This is a genomic window from Streptomyces indicus (genome assembly GCF_900100315.1).
Taxonomy (GTDB): Bacteria; Actinomycetota; Actinomycetes; order Streptomycetales; family Streptomycetaceae; genus Streptomyces; species Streptomyces indicus.
Genome location: NZ_FNFF01000001.1, coordinates 879429 through 895792, shown reverse-complemented (window position 1 = coordinate 895792; position 16364 = coordinate 879429). Strand labels below are relative to the sequence as shown.

The 16364-nt window shown below is 71.0% G+C and carries 14 protein-coding genes; 7 read left to right on the top strand and 7 right to left on the bottom strand.

Translation table 11 applies throughout. The features are described from left to right. Nucleotides 1-360 precede the first annotated feature (360 nt). Nucleotides 361-2397: an NAD(+) synthase gene (locus BLT97_RS04005; protein WP_093607212.1), complete on the top strand. Its 2037-nt coding sequence runs from the start codon at nt 361-363 to the stop codon at nt 2395-2397. A gap of 124 nt (nt 2398-2521) precedes the next feature. On the opposite strand, the gene fdhD is transcribed toward BLT97_RS04005, so the two are convergent. From fdhD to BLT97_RS03975, 6 genes are all read right to left on the bottom strand, one after another. After that, a complete protein-coding gene (gene fdhD / locus BLT97_RS04000) occupies nt 2522-3385 on the bottom strand; it encodes a formate dehydrogenase accessory sulfurtransferase FdhD (protein ID WP_093607211.1) in 864 nt (287 codons plus the stop codon). 6 nt (nt 3386-3391) lie between these two features. Further along, nucleotides 3392-4264: a 2Fe-2S iron-sulfur cluster-binding protein gene (locus tag BLT97_RS03995; protein WP_093607210.1), complete on the bottom strand. Its 873-nt coding sequence runs from the start codon at nt 4262-4264 to the stop codon at nt 3392-3394. 11 nt (nt 4265-4275) lie between these two features. Beyond that, nucleotides 4276-6195: an NAD(P)H-dependent oxidoreductase subunit E gene (locus tag BLT97_RS03990; RefSeq protein ID WP_093607209.1), complete on the bottom strand. Its 1920-nt coding sequence runs from the start codon at nt 6193-6195 to the stop codon at nt 4276-4278. An 8-nt stretch (nt 6196-6203) separates the two neighbouring features. After that, complete coding sequence (locus BLT97_RS03985; RefSeq protein ID WP_093607208.1) at nt 6204-8183, bottom strand: molybdopterin oxidoreductase family protein; 1980 nt, start codon at nt 8181-8183, stop codon at nt 6204-6206. Between the two features lie 145 nt (nt 8184-8328). Then, entirely contained in the window at nt 8329-9306 is a 978-nt protein-coding gene (locus BLT97_RS03980) for a 2-dehydropantoate 2-reductase (protein ID WP_093607207.1), read from the bottom strand. Nucleotides 9307-9545: 239 nt separating this feature from the next. Next, entirely contained in the window at nt 9546-9968 is a 423-nt protein-coding gene (locus BLT97_RS03975; protein WP_093607206.1) for a pyridoxamine 5'-phosphate oxidase family protein, read from the bottom strand. A 136-nt stretch (nt 9969-10104) separates the two neighbouring features. On the opposite strand from BLT97_RS03975, the gene BLT97_RS03970 reads away from it, so the two are divergent. The 5 genes from BLT97_RS03970 (at nt 10105) to BLT97_RS03955 (ending at nt 13682) form a co-directional block, all read left to right on the top strand. Further along, the gene (locus BLT97_RS03970) at nt 10105-11439 is read left to right on the top strand and encodes an OFA family MFS transporter (RefSeq protein WP_093607205.1); all 1335 of its coding nucleotides are present in this window, start codon (nt 10105-10107) and stop codon (nt 11437-11439) included. Then, the gene (locus BLT97_RS37740) at nt 11408-11563 is read left to right on the top strand and encodes an MFS transporter small subunit (protein WP_176953633.1); all 156 of its coding nucleotides are present in this window, start codon (nt 11408-11410) and stop codon (nt 11561-11563) included. The genes BLT97_RS03970 and BLT97_RS37740 overlap by 32 nt, the downstream gene beginning before the upstream one ends. Before the next feature lie 204 nt (nt 11564-11767). After that, entirely contained in the window at nt 11768-12445 is a 678-nt protein-coding gene (locus BLT97_RS03965) for a GntR family transcriptional regulator (protein ID WP_093607204.1), read from the top strand. A gap of 23 nt (nt 12446-12468) precedes the next feature. Further along, complete coding sequence (locus BLT97_RS03960; RefSeq protein ID WP_093607203.1) at nt 12469-12891, top strand: DUF6153 family protein; 423 nt, start codon at nt 12469-12471, stop codon at nt 12889-12891. 128 nt (nt 12892-13019) lie between these two features. After that, nucleotides 13020-13682 (top strand): DUF305 domain-containing protein, encoded by a 663-nt coding sequence (locus BLT97_RS03955; RefSeq protein WP_093607202.1) that lies wholly within the window; start codon nt 13020-13022, stop codon nt 13680-13682. Between the two features lie 90 nt (nt 13683-13772). Here BLT97_RS03955 and BLT97_RS03950 read toward each other — a convergent pair whose 3' ends face one another. After that, entirely contained in the window at nt 13773-14597 is an 825-nt protein-coding gene (locus BLT97_RS03950; protein WP_093607201.1) for an NAD(P)H-binding protein, read from the bottom strand. A 288-nt stretch (nt 14598-14885) separates the two neighbouring features. Between BLT97_RS03950 and BLT97_RS03945 the strand changes: the two genes are divergently transcribed. Next, nucleotides 14886-16076, top strand: a complete 1191-nt coding sequence (locus BLT97_RS03945; protein ID WP_093607200.1) for an ROK family transcriptional regulator — start codon at nt 14886-14888, stop codon at nt 16074-16076. The last annotated feature ends 288 nt before the right edge of the window (nt 16077-16364 follow it).

The following is a 16364-nucleotide window of genomic DNA, read 5'->3' as shown; positions in this document are numbered from 1 at the left end:
CGATGCGGTGCCGGCATGCGGGTGGTCCCTTTCTGCGAGTGCGAACAGGGCTGTGCCGGGTGCGAACAGGGCTGTGCCGGGTGCGTACGGACGCAAACGGACATCAGACGTAGGACGTCCAACGTGCAAGTCCCAGACGGTACTTGGGGCGCCCGCGGGCCCACAAGGCACGTGCACCGCCGAATCCCGCAGCCGTCACGGGGCACCCGTACGACCTGGAACACCCCGCCTCACGACCCGGGGCACGCCGCCCGACGGGCCTCGTGTCCGCCGCACCGGTGGCGCCCCGGATTGGGCCCCCGGGCAGGTCGGAGGGAGGATGGGGCGAGAACGAGTCCGTCGAGCCGGGGAAGGCGCGCCTTGAACTTCTGGTCCCTCTACAGCCAGGGCTTCGCACGTATCGCCGCGTGCACGGGTCATACGCACATCGCTGACCCGCACGCCAACGCCGCCGCGGTGCTGCGCCAGGCGCGGGAGTGCGCGGAGGAAGGCGTGGCCCTCGCCGTCTTCCCGGAGCTGACCCTCACCGGGTACTCGATCGAGGACCTGCTCCTTCAGGACGTCGTCCTCGACGAGGTGGAGTCGGCGCTCCAGGAGATCGTGGCGGGCTCCGCCGACCTCCTTCCGGTGCTCGTGGTCGGCGCCCCGCTGCGCCACCGCCACCGCGTCTACAACTGCGCGGTCCTGGTCCACCGCGGCCGCATCCTCGGCGTCGTGCCCAAGACGTACCCGCCGACCTACCGCGAGTTCTACGAGCGACGCCAGCTCGCCGACGGCGACGACGAGCGCGGCGGCACGATCCGCCTCGCGGGACAGGAGCTGCCGTTCGGCACCGACCTGCTGCTGCGCGCCGAGGACGTGCCGGGACTCGTGGTGCACACCGAGATCTGCGAGGACATGTGGGTGCCGGTGCCGCCCAGCGCCGAGGCCGCGCTGGCCGGGGCCACGGTCCTGCTCAACCTCTCGGGCAGCCCCATCACGGTCGGCCGCGCCGAGGACCGCAAGCTGCTCTGCCGCTCGGCGTCCAGCCGCTGCCTGGCCGCCTACGTGTACGCGGCGGCGGGACCGGGGGAGTCCACCACGGACCTTTCCTGGGACGGCCAGACGATGATCTACGAGAACGGGGTGCTGCTCGCCGAGACCGAGCGCTTCCCCGACGGCGACCGGCGCGCGGTCGCCGACGTCGACCTGGACCTGCTGCGCCAGGAGCGCATGCGGATGGGCACCTTCGACGACAACCGGCGGGTGCACGAGGCGCGCACCGGCGGCTTCCGCGAGATCGCCTTCACCCTCGACCCGCCGACCACGGACCTCGGCCTCAGGCGGCGCCTGGAGCGCTACCCGTTCGTGCCCGCGGACGCCGAGCGGCTCGCGCAGGACTGCTACGAGGCGTACAACATCCAAGTCGCGGGCCTGCAACAGCGGTTGGCCTCGATCGGCAACCCGAAGATCGTGATCGGCGTCTCCGGCGGCCTGGACTCCACGCACGCGCTGATCGTCGCGGCGCGCGCCATGGACCGGGCGGGCCGGCCCCGCACCGACATCCTCGGCTTCACCATGCCGGGCTTCGCCACGGGTGAGCACACCAAGGGCAACGCGCACCGGCTGATGAACGCGCTCGGCATCACGGCCGCCGAGCTGGACATCACGGCGACGGCCCGCCTCATGCTCGACGAAATGGACCACCCGTTCTCCGAGGGCGAGCCCGTCTACGACGTGACCTTCGAGAACGTGCAGGCCGGCCTGCGCACCGACTACCTCTTCCGGCTCGCCAACCAGCGCGGCGGCATCGTGCTCGGCACCGGCGACCTCTCGGAGCTGGCGCTCGGCTGGTGCACGTACGGCGTCGGCGACCAGATGAGCCACTACAACGTGAACGCGGGCGTGCCGAAGACGCTGATCCAGCACCTGATCCGGTGGGTGGTCAGCAGCGGACAGTTCGACGCGGAGACCGGGGCCACGCTCACGGCCGTACTCGACACGGAGATCAGCCCGGAGCTGGTGCCGGGCGAGGAGCTCCAGTCCACGGAGTCGAAGATCGGCCCGTACGCCCTGCACGACTTCACGCTCTTCCACGTGCTGCGCTTCGGGTTCCGCCCCTCGAAGATCGCCTTCCTGGCCTGGCACGCCTGGCACGACGTGAAGGCGGGCGCGTGGCCGCCGGGCTTCCCCGAGGACAAGCGCGGCGCCTACGACCTGCCGGAGATCCGCCACTGGCTGGAGGTCTTCCTGAAGCGCTACTTCGCCTTCGCCCAGTTCAAGCGCTCGGCCCTGCCGAACGGCCCGAAGGTCTCCCACGGCGGCTCCCTGTCACCGCGGGGCGACTGGCGGGCGCCTTCGGACAGCACGGCGGAGGCCTGGCTGCGGGATCTGCGGCGGGTGGACGAGGTGCTGTAGGGGCGGCTGCCGCGGAGCACAGTGCTCTGTGGGCGTACGGAAGTACGAAAGGGGCCCGGTCGGACGCAGGGGGCGCTCCCCGTCCGACCGGGCCCCGCCTTTCGTGTCGCGGGCGACGCGGCGTTCAGCCGGTCGAGGCCGTCGCCCCGAGCGCCAGGCGCTGCTCACCCGCGTACACGTTCATGGAGTCGCCGCGCAGGAACCCGACCAGTGTCAGGCCGGTCTCCGCGGCCAGGTCGACCGCCAGCGAGGACGGTGCGGAGACCGCGGCGAGCACCGGGATGCCCGCCATCACGGCCTTCTGCGCCAGCTCGAACGAGGCGCGTCCCGAGACGAGAAGGACCGAGCGCGAGAGCGGAAGGCGTCCGTCGCGCAGGGCGCGGCCCACGAGCTTGTCCACCGCGTTGTGCCGGCCCACGTCCTCGCGTATGTCGACCAGTTCGCCGTCCTCCGTGAAGAGGGCGGCGGCGTGCAGACCCCCGGTCCTGTCGAAGACCCGTTGTGCTTCCCGCAGCCGGTCGGGGAGGCGGGCGAGCAGGTCCGTGTCCAGACGGACCGGGGGAGCGGTGTCACCTTGCGTGTCGTCGATCGGCCAGCGCGCGGTGGTGCGCACGGCGTCCAGGGAGGCCTTTCCGCACAGCCCGCAGGAGGACGTCGTATAGACGTTGCGCTCCAGGGTGATGTCGGGGATGACGACATCGGGGGCGGTACGGACATCGACGACGTTGTACGTGTTCGAGCCGTCCACGGTCGCGCCCGCGCAGTACACGATCGACTGGAGCTCCTCCGCGGCGCCGAGCACGCCCTCGCTCACGAGGAAGCCCGCCGCGAGCGCGAAGTCGTCGCCCGGCGTGCGCATCGTGATGGCGAGCGGCTTGCCGTTGAGCCGGATCTCCAGAGGTTCCTCGGCGACCAGGGTGTCCGGGCGCGCGGAGATGTGTCCGCCCCGCACCCGGATGACCCGGCGCCGTTCCGTGACGCGTCCCATGAGTGATCAGTCCCGGTTCTGTACGTGCTGGTAGCCGAAGCGGCCCTTGATGCAGAGATTGCCGTGGGTCACCGGGTTGTCGTGCGGCGAGGTGACCTTGACGATCTCATTGTCCTGCACGTGCAGGGTCAGATTGCAGCCCACTCCGCAGTACGCGCAGACGGTGGTGGTCTGCGTCTGCTGCGACTCGTCCCAGGTGCCGGCCTCGCGCATGTCGAACTCCGACTTGAAGGACAGCGCGCCCGTGGGACAGACCTCGATGCAGTTGCCGCAGTACACGCAGGCCGACTCGGTGAGCGGGCCGTCGTGCTCCACCGCGATCCGCGCGTCGAAGCCGCGGCCGACGACGGAGATCGCGAAGGTGTTCTGCCACTGGTCGCCGCAGGCGTCCACGCACTTGTAGCAGAGGATGCACTTGTCGTAGTCGCGGACGTACAGGTCGTTGTCGACCCGTGGTTCCTCGTTGAGCCGGGCCGCGTCCGGTCCGAAGCGGTCCGGCTTCGCGTCGTACTCCTTGATCCACTCCGCCACCTTCGGGGTGGTGGAGAGGTCCACGGAGGACGCGAGCAACTCGATGACGATCTTGCGGCTGTGCCGGGCCCGCTCGGTGTCCGTGCGGACCGTCATCCCGGCTTCGGCCTTGCGGGAGCACGCGGGCGCCAGCGTACGGGCGCCCTCGACCTCGACGACGCACACGCGGCAGGCGTTCTTCGGCCGCAGCGTGTCGCCCTCGCACAGGGTCGGTATGTCCTTGCCCTCGGCCCGGCAGGCGTCCAGGATCGTGGACCCCTCCGGGACCCGGACCTCCTGGCCGTCGAGGGTGAACTCGATGAGCCGGCGCGGCAGTCCGAGCGGCACGGCGGAGGAGTTGCGTGGCATGGCCGGTGCTGTCATTCGTACGCTCCCAGACGGTCGATGGCCGATTCCACGGCGTTCCACGCGGTCTGCCCCAGACCGCAGATCGAGGCGTCCTTCATGGCCGCCCCCACTTCCCGCAGAAGGGCGATGTCCTCCGCCGCGGCCGCTCCCGTGCGATCCGCGATCCGGTGCAGCGTCTCCTCCTGCCGTACGGTGCCGACCCGGCAGGGCACGCACTGGCCGCATGACTCGTCGCGGAAGAACTCCGCGATACGGAGCAGCATCCGCGGCAGCGGCACGCTGTCGTCCAGCGCCAGCACCACACCCGAGCCGAGCGTCGTGCCCGCCTCGCGCGTGCCCTCGAAGGTGAGCGGGATGTCCAGCTCGTCGGCCCGCACGAAACCGCCGGCCGCGCCGCCGAGCAGCACCGCCTTCAACCGCTCGGGCGGTCCCGCCAGTTCGAGCAGGTCGCCGAGGGTCGCGCCGAACGGCAGCTCGTAGATCCCGGGGCGTTCGACGTTCCCGGACACGCAGAACAGCTTCGGCCCGGTGGACTTCTCGGTGCCGATCGCCGCGAACGCCTGGGCGCCCATGGTCAGGATCGGCAGCACGTTCACCAGCGTCTCGACGTTGTTCTCGACGGTGGGCTTGCCGAACAGGCCCTTCTCCACCGGGAACGGGGGCTTGGAGCGCGGCTCACCGCGGTAGCCCTCGATGGAGTTGAAGAGCGCCGTCTCCTCACCGCAGATGTACGCGCCCGCTCCGCGGCGGATCTCGATGTCGAAGTCGTAGCCCTGGCCCATGATGTTCTCGCCCAACAGGCCGCGGGAACGGGCCTGTTCGATGGCGTGCGTGAGGCGCTCCAGGGCCCGTGGGTACTCGCCGCGCAGATAGAGGTAGCCCTGCCGCGCGCCGATCGCGTAGCCCGCGATCGTCATCGACTCGACGAGCGCGTACGGGTCGCCCTCCATGATCACCCGGTCCTTGAAGGTGCCGGGCTCGGATTCGTCGGCGTTGCAGACCAGGTAGTGCGGGTGGTCCGGTTGCGAGGCGGTTGCCTGCCACTTGACGCCCGTGGGGAAGGCCGCGCCGCCGCGCCCCACCAGACCCGAGTCCTTGACCTCGCGGATCACGCCCGCGGGGCCGATCGAGAAGGCCGTACGAAGGGCCGTGTAGCCGCCGTGCGAGCGGTAGTCGTCGAGGTCGTACGGGTCCACGACGCCGATGTTCTTCAGCAGGACGAGACCGTCCTGTCCGGCCTGCGGCACCGCGAGCGCAGCGGGCGGCTCCTCGGGGGCCGTCTCGGGCGCGGTGGCCGCGAGGATCGCGCTGTCGACGGTCGCCGGGCCGATGACGGCGGTGGCCCGCGTCCGCTCGCCGGGCAGCGGGTCGCCCCCGCTCAGTGCGCCCAACAGCCGCTTGCCGGGGCCCATTTCGGCGGCCGGCTCGGCCCCCGCCCGTATCACCAGCGCTGCCGGCGCCCGCTCGCACAGGCCCAGACACGGGCTCTTCTCCCAGAGGACCCCCGCCCCCGACGGTGTGCCCGCCGGACCCAGGCGTGCTTCGAGACCCGCGCACAAGGAGGCGGAGTCCCGGGACGCACACGCCAGGTCCGTGCACACGTGCAGCACCGTCGCGGGGCGGGGCTTCACGGCGAACATGGAGTAGAACGTCGCGACCCCGTACGCCTCCGCCGGCGGGACCGTGAGCCGCCGGCAGAGGTAGTCGAGTGCGCCCTCGCTGATCCATCCCACCCGGTCGTTGACCGCGTGCAGCCCCGGCAACAACAGATCGCGCCGCTCCCGTGCGGCCCGGCCTCCCCGCGCCCAGCGAAGGTCGGTGTCCGTACGGTCCGACGCCCCCTCCCAGGCCGACTCCGGAGGGCCGAGCAGCGCGTCGATCGCGGCCCGTTCCTCATCGGTCGGCTTGCTGTCACCGAAGTGCAGATCCATGTCCTGCCTCAGCTCCTCACGGCCGCGACGGGCTCATTCGCGTGCAGCTTCTCGATACGGATCGCCGAGGCCTTGAACTCGGCGGTCCCCGCGATCGGGCAGTTGGCCTCGATCGTCAGCTGGTTGGTGTCCACCTCGTCCGGGAAGTGGAACGTCATGAAGGCGAGCCCGGGCCTGAGCCCCGGGTCCACCCACACGGGCGCGGTGACGGTGCCGCGGCGCGAGGCCACCCGCACCTCCTCGCCCACCCGGACCCCGAGCCGCTCGGCGTCCTCCGGACAGAGCTCGATGTACTCGCCGCGGCGCAGCGGAGAGGCGAAACTGCCGCTCTGCACCCCGGTGTTGTACGAGTCGAGGCGCCGGCCGGTGGTCAGCCGGATCGGGAAGTTCTCGTCGGTGAGGTCCACCGGCGGATCGTGCTCGACCAGGCCGAACGCGGCGGGCTTCCCGCGCCGTTCGGGGTCGGTCTCCCAGAGCCTGCCGTGCAGGAAGGACGACGGGAGCTTGTCCGTGTCCGGGCAGGGCCACTGCAGGCCCTGGTGTGCGTCGAGCCGGTCGTACGTCATCCCGAAGTGGTCGGGGGACAGGGAGCGCAGCTCGTCCCAGACGGCCTGGGCGTCGGCCCACTTCCAGTCGTGGCCGAGCAGGCCCGCGATGTCGCAGATGATCTCGATGTCCTCGCGCGCCTCACCCGGCGGCGTGAGGGCGGCCCGCACCCGCTGAACTCGCCGTTCGCTGTTGGTCGTCGTGCCGTCGGTCTCGGCCCAGGCGGCCGTCGCGGGCAGCACGACATCCGCGAGTTCGGCGGTCTTGGTGAGGAAGATGTCCTGCACCACGAGGTGGTCGAGGTTCTTCAGGCGGCGCAGGGCCTGGTCGCTGTCGGCCTCGGACTGGGCCGGGTTCTCGCCGATGCAGTACACGGCCTTGAGCTCGCCGTGCTCCATCGCCTCGAACATGTCGGTGAGCGTCATGCCGTACTTCGGCTGGATCACCACGTCCCAGGCGGACTCGAACTTGGCGCGGTGGCCGTCGTCGAGGATGTCCTGGAAGCCGGGCAGGCGGTTGGGGATCGCACCCATGTCGCCGCCGCCCTGCACGTTGTTCTGGCCGCGCAGGGGCTGCACGCCCGCGCCCCACCGTCCGACGTGGCCGGTGAGCAGCGACAGGTTGATCAACGCCCGTACGTTGTCCGTGCCGTTGTGGTGCTCGGTGATGCCGAGGGTCCAGCACAGCTGGGCGCGCTCGGCGCTCGCGTACGCGTGGGCCAGGTCCTTGATGGCGGCCGCCGGGACGCCCGTGACCTTCTCGGCGAGCGAGAGCGTCCAGGGCTCGACCAGCTTCTTGTACTCCTCGAAGCCGGTGGTGGCGCGCTCGATGAAGGCCTTGTTGTGCAGTCCGGCGGCGATGATCTCGCGGCCGACCGCGTGCGCGAGCGGGATGTCGGTGCCGACGTTCAGCCCCAGCCAGCTCTCCGCCCACTCGGCGGTGGAGGTGCGGCGCGGGTCGACGGCGTACATGCGCGCCCCGTTGCGTATCCCCTTCAGGACGTGCTGGAAGAAGATCGGGTGCGCGAAACGGGCGTTGGAGCCCCACATCAGGATGAAGTCGGTGTGCTCGACCTCCTCGTAGGAGGAGGTGCCGCCGCCCGATCCGAAGACCGCGGAGAGGCCGGCCACGCTCGGGGCGTGACAGGTGCGGTTGCAGGAGTCGACGTTGTTGGTCCCCATCACCACGCGGGTGAACTTCTGCGCCACGTAGTTCATCTCGTTGGTGGCGCGGGCGCAGGAGAGCATGGCGAACGCATCCGGTCCGTGCTCGGTCCGGGTGCGCCGGAAGCCCTCCGCCGCCTTCGCCAGCGCCTCGTCCCAAGTGGCCCTGCGCAGCGGACCGTTCTTCTCGTCGCGGACCATGGGGTGGGTAAGTCGGCTGTACGTCTTGGGAGTTCGGTCTCGCTTCTTCACGCTGAGCTCCTCATGCCTGTATTGCATACAGTATTCTGTCGCCCGAGTGACAACGGAAGCCTCGTGCAAGGGGTTTGTCGGAGGGCTTGTCGATCGGCCGGCGGATCAGGACGGGCATGCGGGCCCTGCGTGCGCATGCCCGGCCCGGTCCTCAGGCCGTGACGGCCGTGCCCTAGGCCGCGACGGCCGTGCCCTGGGCGAGCAGATCCGAGATCGCCGCGACCGTGCGCAGCGTCGGGACCTCGACTCCCGAGATCCCGGCCAGTTCCACCACGGCCGAGAGCAGGACGTCGAGTTCGAGCGGCTTGCCCTTCTCCAGGTCCTGGAGCGTGGACGTGCGGTGGTCGCCCACGCGCTCCGCGCCCGCGATCCGGCGTTCGATCGAGATCTCCGGACGGCAGTCGAGGGCCTCGGCCACGGCGAGCGTCTCGGCCATCATCTGCTCGATCACCCCGCGCGTGGAGTCGTGCAGGCACATCTCCCGCATCGTCGCCCGGGTCAGGGCGCTGATCGGGTTGAACGAGATGTTGCCGAGCAGCTTGATCCAGATGTCGTTGCGCAGATCCGGCTCCACCGGGCACTTGAGGCCGCCGGCCTGCATCGCCTCGCTGAACTCCAGACAGCGCTTGGAGACGGAGCGGTCCGGCTCGCCGATCGAGAAGCGGGTGCCTTCGATGTGGCGTACGACGCCCGGGCCGTCCAACTCGGTGGCCGCGTAGACGACACAGCCGATCGCGCGCTCCTGCGGCAGGACCGCACTCACCGCGCCGCCCGGATCCACGCTCTCGATCCGCTTGCCGTCGTGCGGGCCGCCGTGGCGGTGGAAGTACCACCACGGGATGCCGTTCTGGGCCGCGATCACCGAGGTGTGGTCCTGGAGCAGCGGCTCGACCAGCGGCCCGCACGCCGCGTAGGAGTTGGCCTTCAGCCCCAGGAAGACATGGTCGACGGGGCCGATGTCCTCGGCCCGGTCGGTGGCGTGCACCCGCGCGGTCCAGTCCCCGCGCGGGCTGTGCACCTGGACGCCGTGCTGCCTCATGGCCGCCAAGTGCGGTCCACGGGCCAGGAGATGGACGTCGGCGCCGGCGCGATGCAGCGCCGCTCCGACGTAGGCGCCGATCGCACCGGCGCCGACAACTGCAACTTTCACTGTGGAGCTCTCCGTTCGGTCGAGGGAAGCCGATCTTCGGGAGCGTGGGCTCGTGGCCCGTGGTGTGACGGGCCTGGTGGCCCGGGGGTACGGCGGGCCTGGTGGCCCGGGGGAGTGCCGGGTCGGCGTGACCCGAACTGCTTAGTGTCGACGAAATATTGTCTACAGTATGGGAACCATCCCGACAACCCACCGCGTACGAGCGGAAGTTGTGGGACGGCACGGGCGAGCCCGAGTCGTCACCTCGCAGGGCGTACGGAGTAACTGAGGTCCTGGGCCTTCAGCGAGGCGGGGGTGAGCCGCAGCCACAGGGTGCCCCGCTCGGCCGGGTCGTCCAGGAGGTAGCCCAGGAAGCGCTCGTCCCAGAGGCTTTCGTCCGGCCCCAGGTAGCGCGACAGCTTGCGCCGCCCCCGCGGGACGTCGAACGGCAGGAGCTCGGCCCGGCCCCGGGCGATCACCTGCTGGACGCGGCCTGTGGCCACCTCACACTCGTCCACCACGAGGGCGACGGCGGGATTCCGGCGCACCAGGTCGGGCAGCCGGGCCCAGGGGCCGGTCAGGACCCAGAAGGACCCGTCCTCCCACAGGTACCAGACGGGCCGCACCGTGGGCCCTTCGGTCGCCAGGCGGGCGGTCAGCGGCCGCCGCAGAAACGTATCCATGTCGAAGTCGTGAGCAGTCACGGCCTCATCCTGGGGCCTGGAGGCGCTCCGGCCCCTCAACCGGCGCACTCATCCGACCACTTGGCGAGTTCCTTCCTCTTTTCAACCACCTTGGTGATCTCTAGGGTGCGCACCCATGACCCCTCCGATCGCCCCACCCGGTTGGAGCCGCTGGCTCGTCCCGCCCGCCGCCCTCTCGGTGCATCTGTCCATCGGTCAGGCCTACGCCTGGAGCGTCTTCAAACCCCCACTGGAATCGGCGCTCGACCTCACCGGGACGCAGAGCGCCCTGCCCTTCCAGCTCGGCATCGTGATGCTGGGCCTGTCCGCCGCCTTCGGCGGCACCCTCGTCGAACGCAACGGGCCGCGCTGGGCGATGACCGTCGCCCTCGTCTGCTTCTCGTCCGGCTTCCTGCTCGCCTCGCTCGGGGCCGCCACCGAGCAGTACTGGCTGATCGTCCTCGGTTACGGGTTCGTCGGCGGTGTCGGGCTCGGCATCGGCTACATCTCCCCGGTGTCCACGCTCATCAAGTGGTTCCCCGACCGGCCCGGCATGGCCACGGGCATCGCCATCATGGGCTTCGGCGGCGGCGCGCTCATCGCCTCGCCCTGGTCCGCGCAGATGATCGAGTCCTTCGGCGCCACCAGCGGCGGCATCGCCCTGGCCTTCCTGGTGCACGGCCTCACGTACGCCGTCTTCATGTCACTGGGCGTGCTCCTGATCCGGGTGCCGCGGCCCGAGCAGACACCCGACGGCAGGCCGGCCGAACTCACCGGCGTGCAGGTCTCCGCCCGCCAGGCCATCCGCACCCCGCAGTTCTGGTGTCTGTGGGTGGTGCTCTGCATGAACGTCACGGCCGGCATCGGGATCCTGGAGAAGGCCGCCCCGATGATCACCGACTTCTTCGCGGACACCGCCACACCGGTCTCCGTCTCCGCCGCGGCCGGCTTCGTCGCGCTGCTCTCGGCGGCCAACATGGCGGGCCGGATCGGCTGGTCCTCCACCTCCGACCTGATCGGCCGCAAGAACATCTACCGGGTCTACCTCGGTGTCGGAGCGCTGATGTACCTGCTCATCGTGACGCTCGGCGACTCCTCCAAGCCGCTGTTCATCCTCTGCGCCCTGGTGATCCTCTCCTTCTACGGCGGAGGGTTCGCGACCGTCCCCGCGTATCTCAAGGACCTGTTCGGCACCTATCAGGTCGGCGCCATCCACGGCCGGCTGCTGACCGCATGGTCCACCGCCGGAGTCCTCGGACCTCTCATCGTCAACTGGGTGGCCGACTCCCAGGAAAGCGCCGGAAAGAGCGGCCCGGGCCTGTACGGAATGTCCCTGACCATCATGATCGGGCTGCTGGTCGTCGGGTTCGTCGCCAATGAGCTGGTACGCCCGGTGCATCCGCGCCACCACCACATCCCCGCACCCCGAAAGGCCACCGATGACTCCTCCGTCGAGCAGCAGTCCGCCTGAGCCGGGCGCCGGTGCGCCCGACCGGCGAGCCCTGATCGCCTTCGCCTGGCTCTGGGTGCTGATCCCGCTGGGATACGGCCTCTACGAGTTGGTGCGGAAGGCCACCCAGCTCTTCACGGGCTGAAGAAGGCGTTCCGTCTGCGACGGCCGAGGTGCGAGGACGCGCCTCGGTCGTCGCTTTGTGTACGCAGGCGTATCCCTGTGTGATGAGGGCAACTCTTACCCACGCTGGAAATTGTGCTCGGTAGACTGTAGACGATAGCCAATGCCCATCCGTGTGGGGCGAGTTGACCGTGCGGCGGTGGCGCCGCCCAGGAGGGGGTTCGTGATGTTGTCCGCTGGACTGCCGCAAGGAGCGGTGCCCAAGCTCGAACGCCCCGGCCCGCTGCGCGAACGCGTGTACGTGGCCCTGCTCGAACTCATCACGACCAGGTCCCTGCGCCCGGGCCAGCATCTCGTCGAGAGCGAGCTCGCCGGACACCTCGGCGTCTCGCGCCAGCCGGTGCGCGAGGCGTTGCAGCGTCTGAACACCGAAGGCTGGGTGGATCTGCGGCCGGCACAGGGCGCGTTCGTCCACGAGCCCACCGAGGAGGAGGCCGACCAGCTCCTCACCGTGCGTACGCTCCTGGAGGCGGAGGCCGCGCGGCTCGCCGCGGCGAACGCGGGCTCGGCCGGCATTGCCGCGCTCGAGGAGCTCTGCGCCAAGGGCGAGCAGGCGGTCGCCGACGGCGAGGTGGACCTGGTGGTCGCCACCAACGCCGAGTTCCACGCGAAGGTCATGCAGCTGGCGGGCAACCTCGTCCTGTCCGAACTGGCCGCCCGCGTCGACCAGCGCGTGCGCTGGTACTACACCCCCGTCGCACGCCAGCGCGGCAAGCAGTCCTGGATCGAGCACCGCGAGCTGATCGCGGCGATCTCCGACCGCGACGAGCAGCGCGCCACCGAGATCATGCGCGCCCACACCGAGCACACCCGCCGTACGTACCACCAGCGCAATGCTGGCTGAAGTGCCCTGCGTACGATGAGCGGGTGACCGTCAGCAGCGCATCGAGGAGCCGTCCCGCGGGGCGGCTCCTCGTGCTGCTGGTCCTCGCCGTGCTGACCGGGGTCCTCGGCATGCACGCCCTGCCGCCCGGCGGCGCCGCCCTCGCGCAGACGCCGGCGACGCCCCACGCGGCCGCCATGGCGCATACGAAGGACACGGCCCAGGTGCCCGGCTCCGGTCACGAGCGTGCGCGGTGCGCACACGAAGGCCACGGCTCCGACCACCTGGAGCATGCGGACGGCACCTGCGCGGCGACCGGCATCGGCTCGCCCTACGCACCGCCCGCCCTTAGCCCGGCCGGTGTCGGCGAGTCCGACGCCCCGCCGCGGCCGGCCGGTGCCTTCGCCTCGGCCGAGCGCGGCCGGGCACCGCCCGACCTCGCCGAACTCCAACTCCTGCGGATATAGGCCGTACCGCCACGGCAGCACACCCCGGCCCGCGCCGGAGTACCGCGCTGCCGTGCCCGCGTACACCCGGAATCCGCAGATCCGCGCGGCCCGCAGCGAAGGGCCGTGCGGGAAGGAGTCATACCCGCATGTCATCGCGCAAGACCCGTATGTCATTCCGCAAGAGCAGCACGCGCACCCGTCTCCGCCGTGCCGTGGCGGTCGCCGCCGCCGGTGCCGCCGCCTTCGTCCTGGCCGCCTGCGGCGGGAGCGAGGACGCTTCCGCCGGGCACGGCGGCGGCCACACCGCGGCCTCCCCGTCGGCTCCGCAGGACGGGAAGAGCACGTTCAACGCCGCCGACGTCGCCTTCGCGCAGGGCATGATCCCGCACCACCGCCAGGCGGTCGAGATGGCCGAACTCGCGCCCGAGCGCGCCCGGTCGGCCGAGCTCAAGCGACTGGCCGAGGAGATCAAGAAGGCCCAGGACCCGGAGATCAAGACCCTCACGGGGTGGCTCACCTCCTGGGGCGAGGACGTGCCCGCCGAGGGCGACGCCGGCCACGGCAGCCATGGCGGGGGCGGCGGCATGATGACCGCCGAGGAGATGGCGGACCTCGAGAAGGCCTCGGGCGAGGCCTTCGACACCGCCTTCATGGAGCTGATGATCAAGCACCACGAAGGGGCTGTCGCCATGGCGAAGACGGAGCAGGCCGAGGGCGCCCACGGGCCCGCGAAGAAGATGGCCGGCGCCATCATCACCTCGCAGTCCGAGGAGATCGACGCGATGAACGAGATGCTCGGCAAGAGCTGATCCGTCGTGTGAGCGGGGGCGGGCGCGCGCCTGTGCGCTCGCCCCCGCGTCCGGGCCTCCGTGTGGTGCCAGTGGGCAGACCGTGCGAGCTCAGCGGAACGCCCCGGCATGCTCCGTGGCCCAGGTGCGGAACGTGCGCGGCGGCCTGCCCGTGAGCTGCTCCACGGCCGGCCGCACCGGCGACTCGTCCAGCGTCCCGTCCACGTAGAAGCGGAAGAACGCCGCCACGTACTGCGCCGGCATCTGCGCGCTCATCTCGGCCCGCGCCTCCTCGTCCGTCTGACCGGCGAAGACCAGCTTGCGCCCGAGCACCTCCCCGAGGATCCGCACCCGCTCCTCGGGCAGCAGCGGCTCCGGGCCGCTCAAGGCGTAGGCCCGGCCCTCGTGACCGGGTGAGGTGAGGGCGAGGGCGGCGACCGCGCCGATGTCGTACGGGTCCAGGGTGGCCTGCCGTACGTGCGGGAAGGGCGCGCGGATCACATCGCCGGCCGCCAACTGGTCCTTCCATTGCAGGGCGTTGGAGGCGAAGGCGCACGGCCGCAGGAAGGTCCAGGCGAGGCCGCTCGCCCGCACGGCCTCCTCCGACTCCATCATGTAGCGGGTGACGGCGTTGGTGCGCTCGCCGCCGGGGATCGAGCTGCTGGAGAGCAGCACCACGCGCTCCACGCCCGCCTCCGCGCACCGCGCCAGCGTCTCGGGGAGCCGCTGGTAGCCGGGGAGCAGGAAGATTCCGCGGACGCCGTCGAGCGCGGCCGCCACCGAGGACGGAGCGTTGAGATCGCCCGCGAAGGGCTCGGCGGAGTCGGTGCGAGGGCGGCCCGAGCGGCTGAACGCCCGTACTGGGGCGCCCTGTTGCAGCAGGTGGGAGACGACTTCCGAGCCGACGTTGCCGGTGGCGCCGGTGACCAGGAACATACGAGCCCTCTCGTCGTTCGCGCGCGGACTCCCACCTCAGCAAGCCCGGGCCGGGCTGTCCACCCCACCACCACGCCGCGCACTGGGCTGTCCACCCCGCGGCCCTGACCGCCCGGCCCACCCCGCGACGCACCCGTCCCAGCGGGCCCGAACGCATCTTTGTCCTGTCCGTGGAGAAAGTTGGACCGGATTCCTGCGCAACTTCTTCCCCCACAGGTCAACCGCTGCTACTTTCCCCTCGAAAGCCAGCGGATGCCGGAGAACGGCGGGAGGGGCGGCGTGAGACGAATGACGGCTCGACCCGCGAACGCGCACCAGGCGCGACTGCTCCGTCTGCTGCGTGACGGCGGGCCGAACTCACGGGCACAGCTCGGCGACCAGGTCGACCTGTCACGGTCGAAGCTGGCCGTCGAGGTGGACCGTCTCCTGGAGACGGGCCTGGTCGTCGCCGACGGCCTGGCCGCCTCGCGGGGCGGCCGCCGCTCCCACAACATCCGGCTCGCGCCGGAGCTGCGCTTCCTCGGCGTGGACATCGGCGCGACCTCCGTCGACGTGGCCGTCACCAACGCGGAGCTCGAGGTGCTCGGCCACGTCAACCAGCCGATGGACGTCCGCGAGGGCCCCGTCGCGATCTTCGAGCAAGTCCTCGCCATGGCCGCGAAGTTGAAGGCCTCGGGGCTCGCCGAAGGCTTCGACGGGGCCGGGATCGGGGTACCGGGTCCGGTGCGCTTCCCCGAGGGCGTTCCGGTCGCGCCGCCGATCATGCCGGGCTGGGACGGCTTCCCCGTCAGGGAGGCGCTCAGCCAGGACCTCGGCTGCCCGGTCATGGTCGACAACGACGTGAACCTCATGGCGATGGGGGAGCAGCACGCGGGCGTCGCGCGCTCCGTGCAGGACTTCCTCTGCGTCAAGATCGGCACCGGTATCGGCTGCGGCATCGTCGTCGGCGGCGAGGTCTACCGCGGTACGACGGGTTCGGCCGGCGACATCGGCCACATCCAGGTGGAGCCGGACGGCAGGCCCTGCGCCTGCGGCAACCGGGGCTGCCTGGAAGCCCACTTCAGCGGTGCGGCGCTCGCGCGCGACGCCGAGGAGGCGGCCACCTCGGGCCGTTCCCCCGAACTCGCCGCGCTGATCGAGGCCGAGGGCTTCGAGGGCCGGCTCAGCGCCGCCGACGTGGCCGCCGCGGCGGCCGCCGGTGACGCCGCCGCCCTGGAGCTGATCCGCGAGGGCGGCAACCGGACCGGGCAGGTCATCGCCGGTCTGGTCTCCTTCTTCAACCCCGGGCTCGTGGTGATCGGTGGCGGTGTGACCGGACTCGGGCACACCCTGCTCGCCGCGATCCGCACCCAGGTCTACCGCCAGTCGCTGCCGCTCGCGACCGGCAATCTGCCCATCGTCCTGGGCGAGTTGGGCCCCACCGCCGGAGTGATCGGCGCGGCCCGGCTCATCAGCGACCACCTGTTCTCGCCGGCCTGATCCAGACCGGCGCGCACCACCTGCGCCACCCGTTCCACCTGCGCCACTCGCACGAGCCGCACCACCCGCACGGCCGCGCGGCGCCCACGTGCCGCCCGAGCACCATCGCGCACCGCAGCACCACACCCACGTACCTACCGCCCCGAGCACGATCCCGTACGACCGCAAGAGCCGCACCAGTCAACAGGCTGCTCCCCCTTGCCGGGAGCCCCTGTCCCGCCCCATCCGGACCCGCGCCCGGTACGACGCGCGGCTTCGCCCTGCCCGCTCACGGCACGCACCGCACCC

Excerpts from the sequence above, each read along its gene's own strand:
- fdhD (WP_093607211.1), bottom strand. The coding sequence starts at position 3,385 with ATGGGACGCGTCACGGAACGGCGCCGGGTCATCCGGGTGCGGGGCGGA.
- BLT97_RS03995 (WP_093607210.1), bottom strand. The coding sequence starts at position 4,264 with ATGCCACGCAACTCCTCCGCCGTGCCGCTCGGACTGCCGCGCCGGCTC.
- BLT97_RS03990 (WP_093607209.1), bottom strand. The coding sequence starts at position 6,195 with ATGGATCTGCACTTCGGTGACAGCAAGCCGACCGATGAGGAACGGGCC.
- BLT97_RS03985 (WP_093607208.1), bottom strand. The coding sequence starts at position 8,183 with ATGCAATACAGGCATGAGGAGCTCAGCGTGAAGAAGCGAGACCGAACT.
- BLT97_RS03975 (WP_093607206.1), bottom strand. The coding sequence starts at position 9,968 with ATGGATACGTTTCTGCGGCGGCCGCTGACCGCCCGCCTGGCGACCGAA.
- BLT97_RS03970 (WP_093607205.1), top strand. The coding sequence starts at position 10,105 with ATGACCCCTCCGATCGCCCCACCCGGTTGGAGCCGCTGGCTCGTCCCG.
- BLT97_RS37740 (WP_176953633.1), top strand. The coding sequence starts at position 11,408 with ATGACTCCTCCGTCGAGCAGCAGTCCGCCTGAGCCGGGCGCCGGTGCG.
- BLT97_RS03965 (WP_093607204.1), top strand. The coding sequence starts at position 11,768 with ATGTTGTCCGCTGGACTGCCGCAAGGAGCGGTGCCCAAGCTCGAACGC.
- BLT97_RS03955 (WP_093607202.1), top strand. The coding sequence starts at position 13,020 with ATGTCATCGCGCAAGACCCGTATGTCATTCCGCAAGAGCAGCACGCGC.
- BLT97_RS03950 (WP_093607201.1), bottom strand. The coding sequence starts at position 14,597 with ATGTTCCTGGTCACCGGCGCCACCGGCAACGTCGGCTCGGAAGTCGTC.
- BLT97_RS03945 (WP_093607200.1), top strand. The coding sequence starts at position 14,886 with ATGACGGCTCGACCCGCGAACGCGCACCAGGCGCGACTGCTCCGTCTG.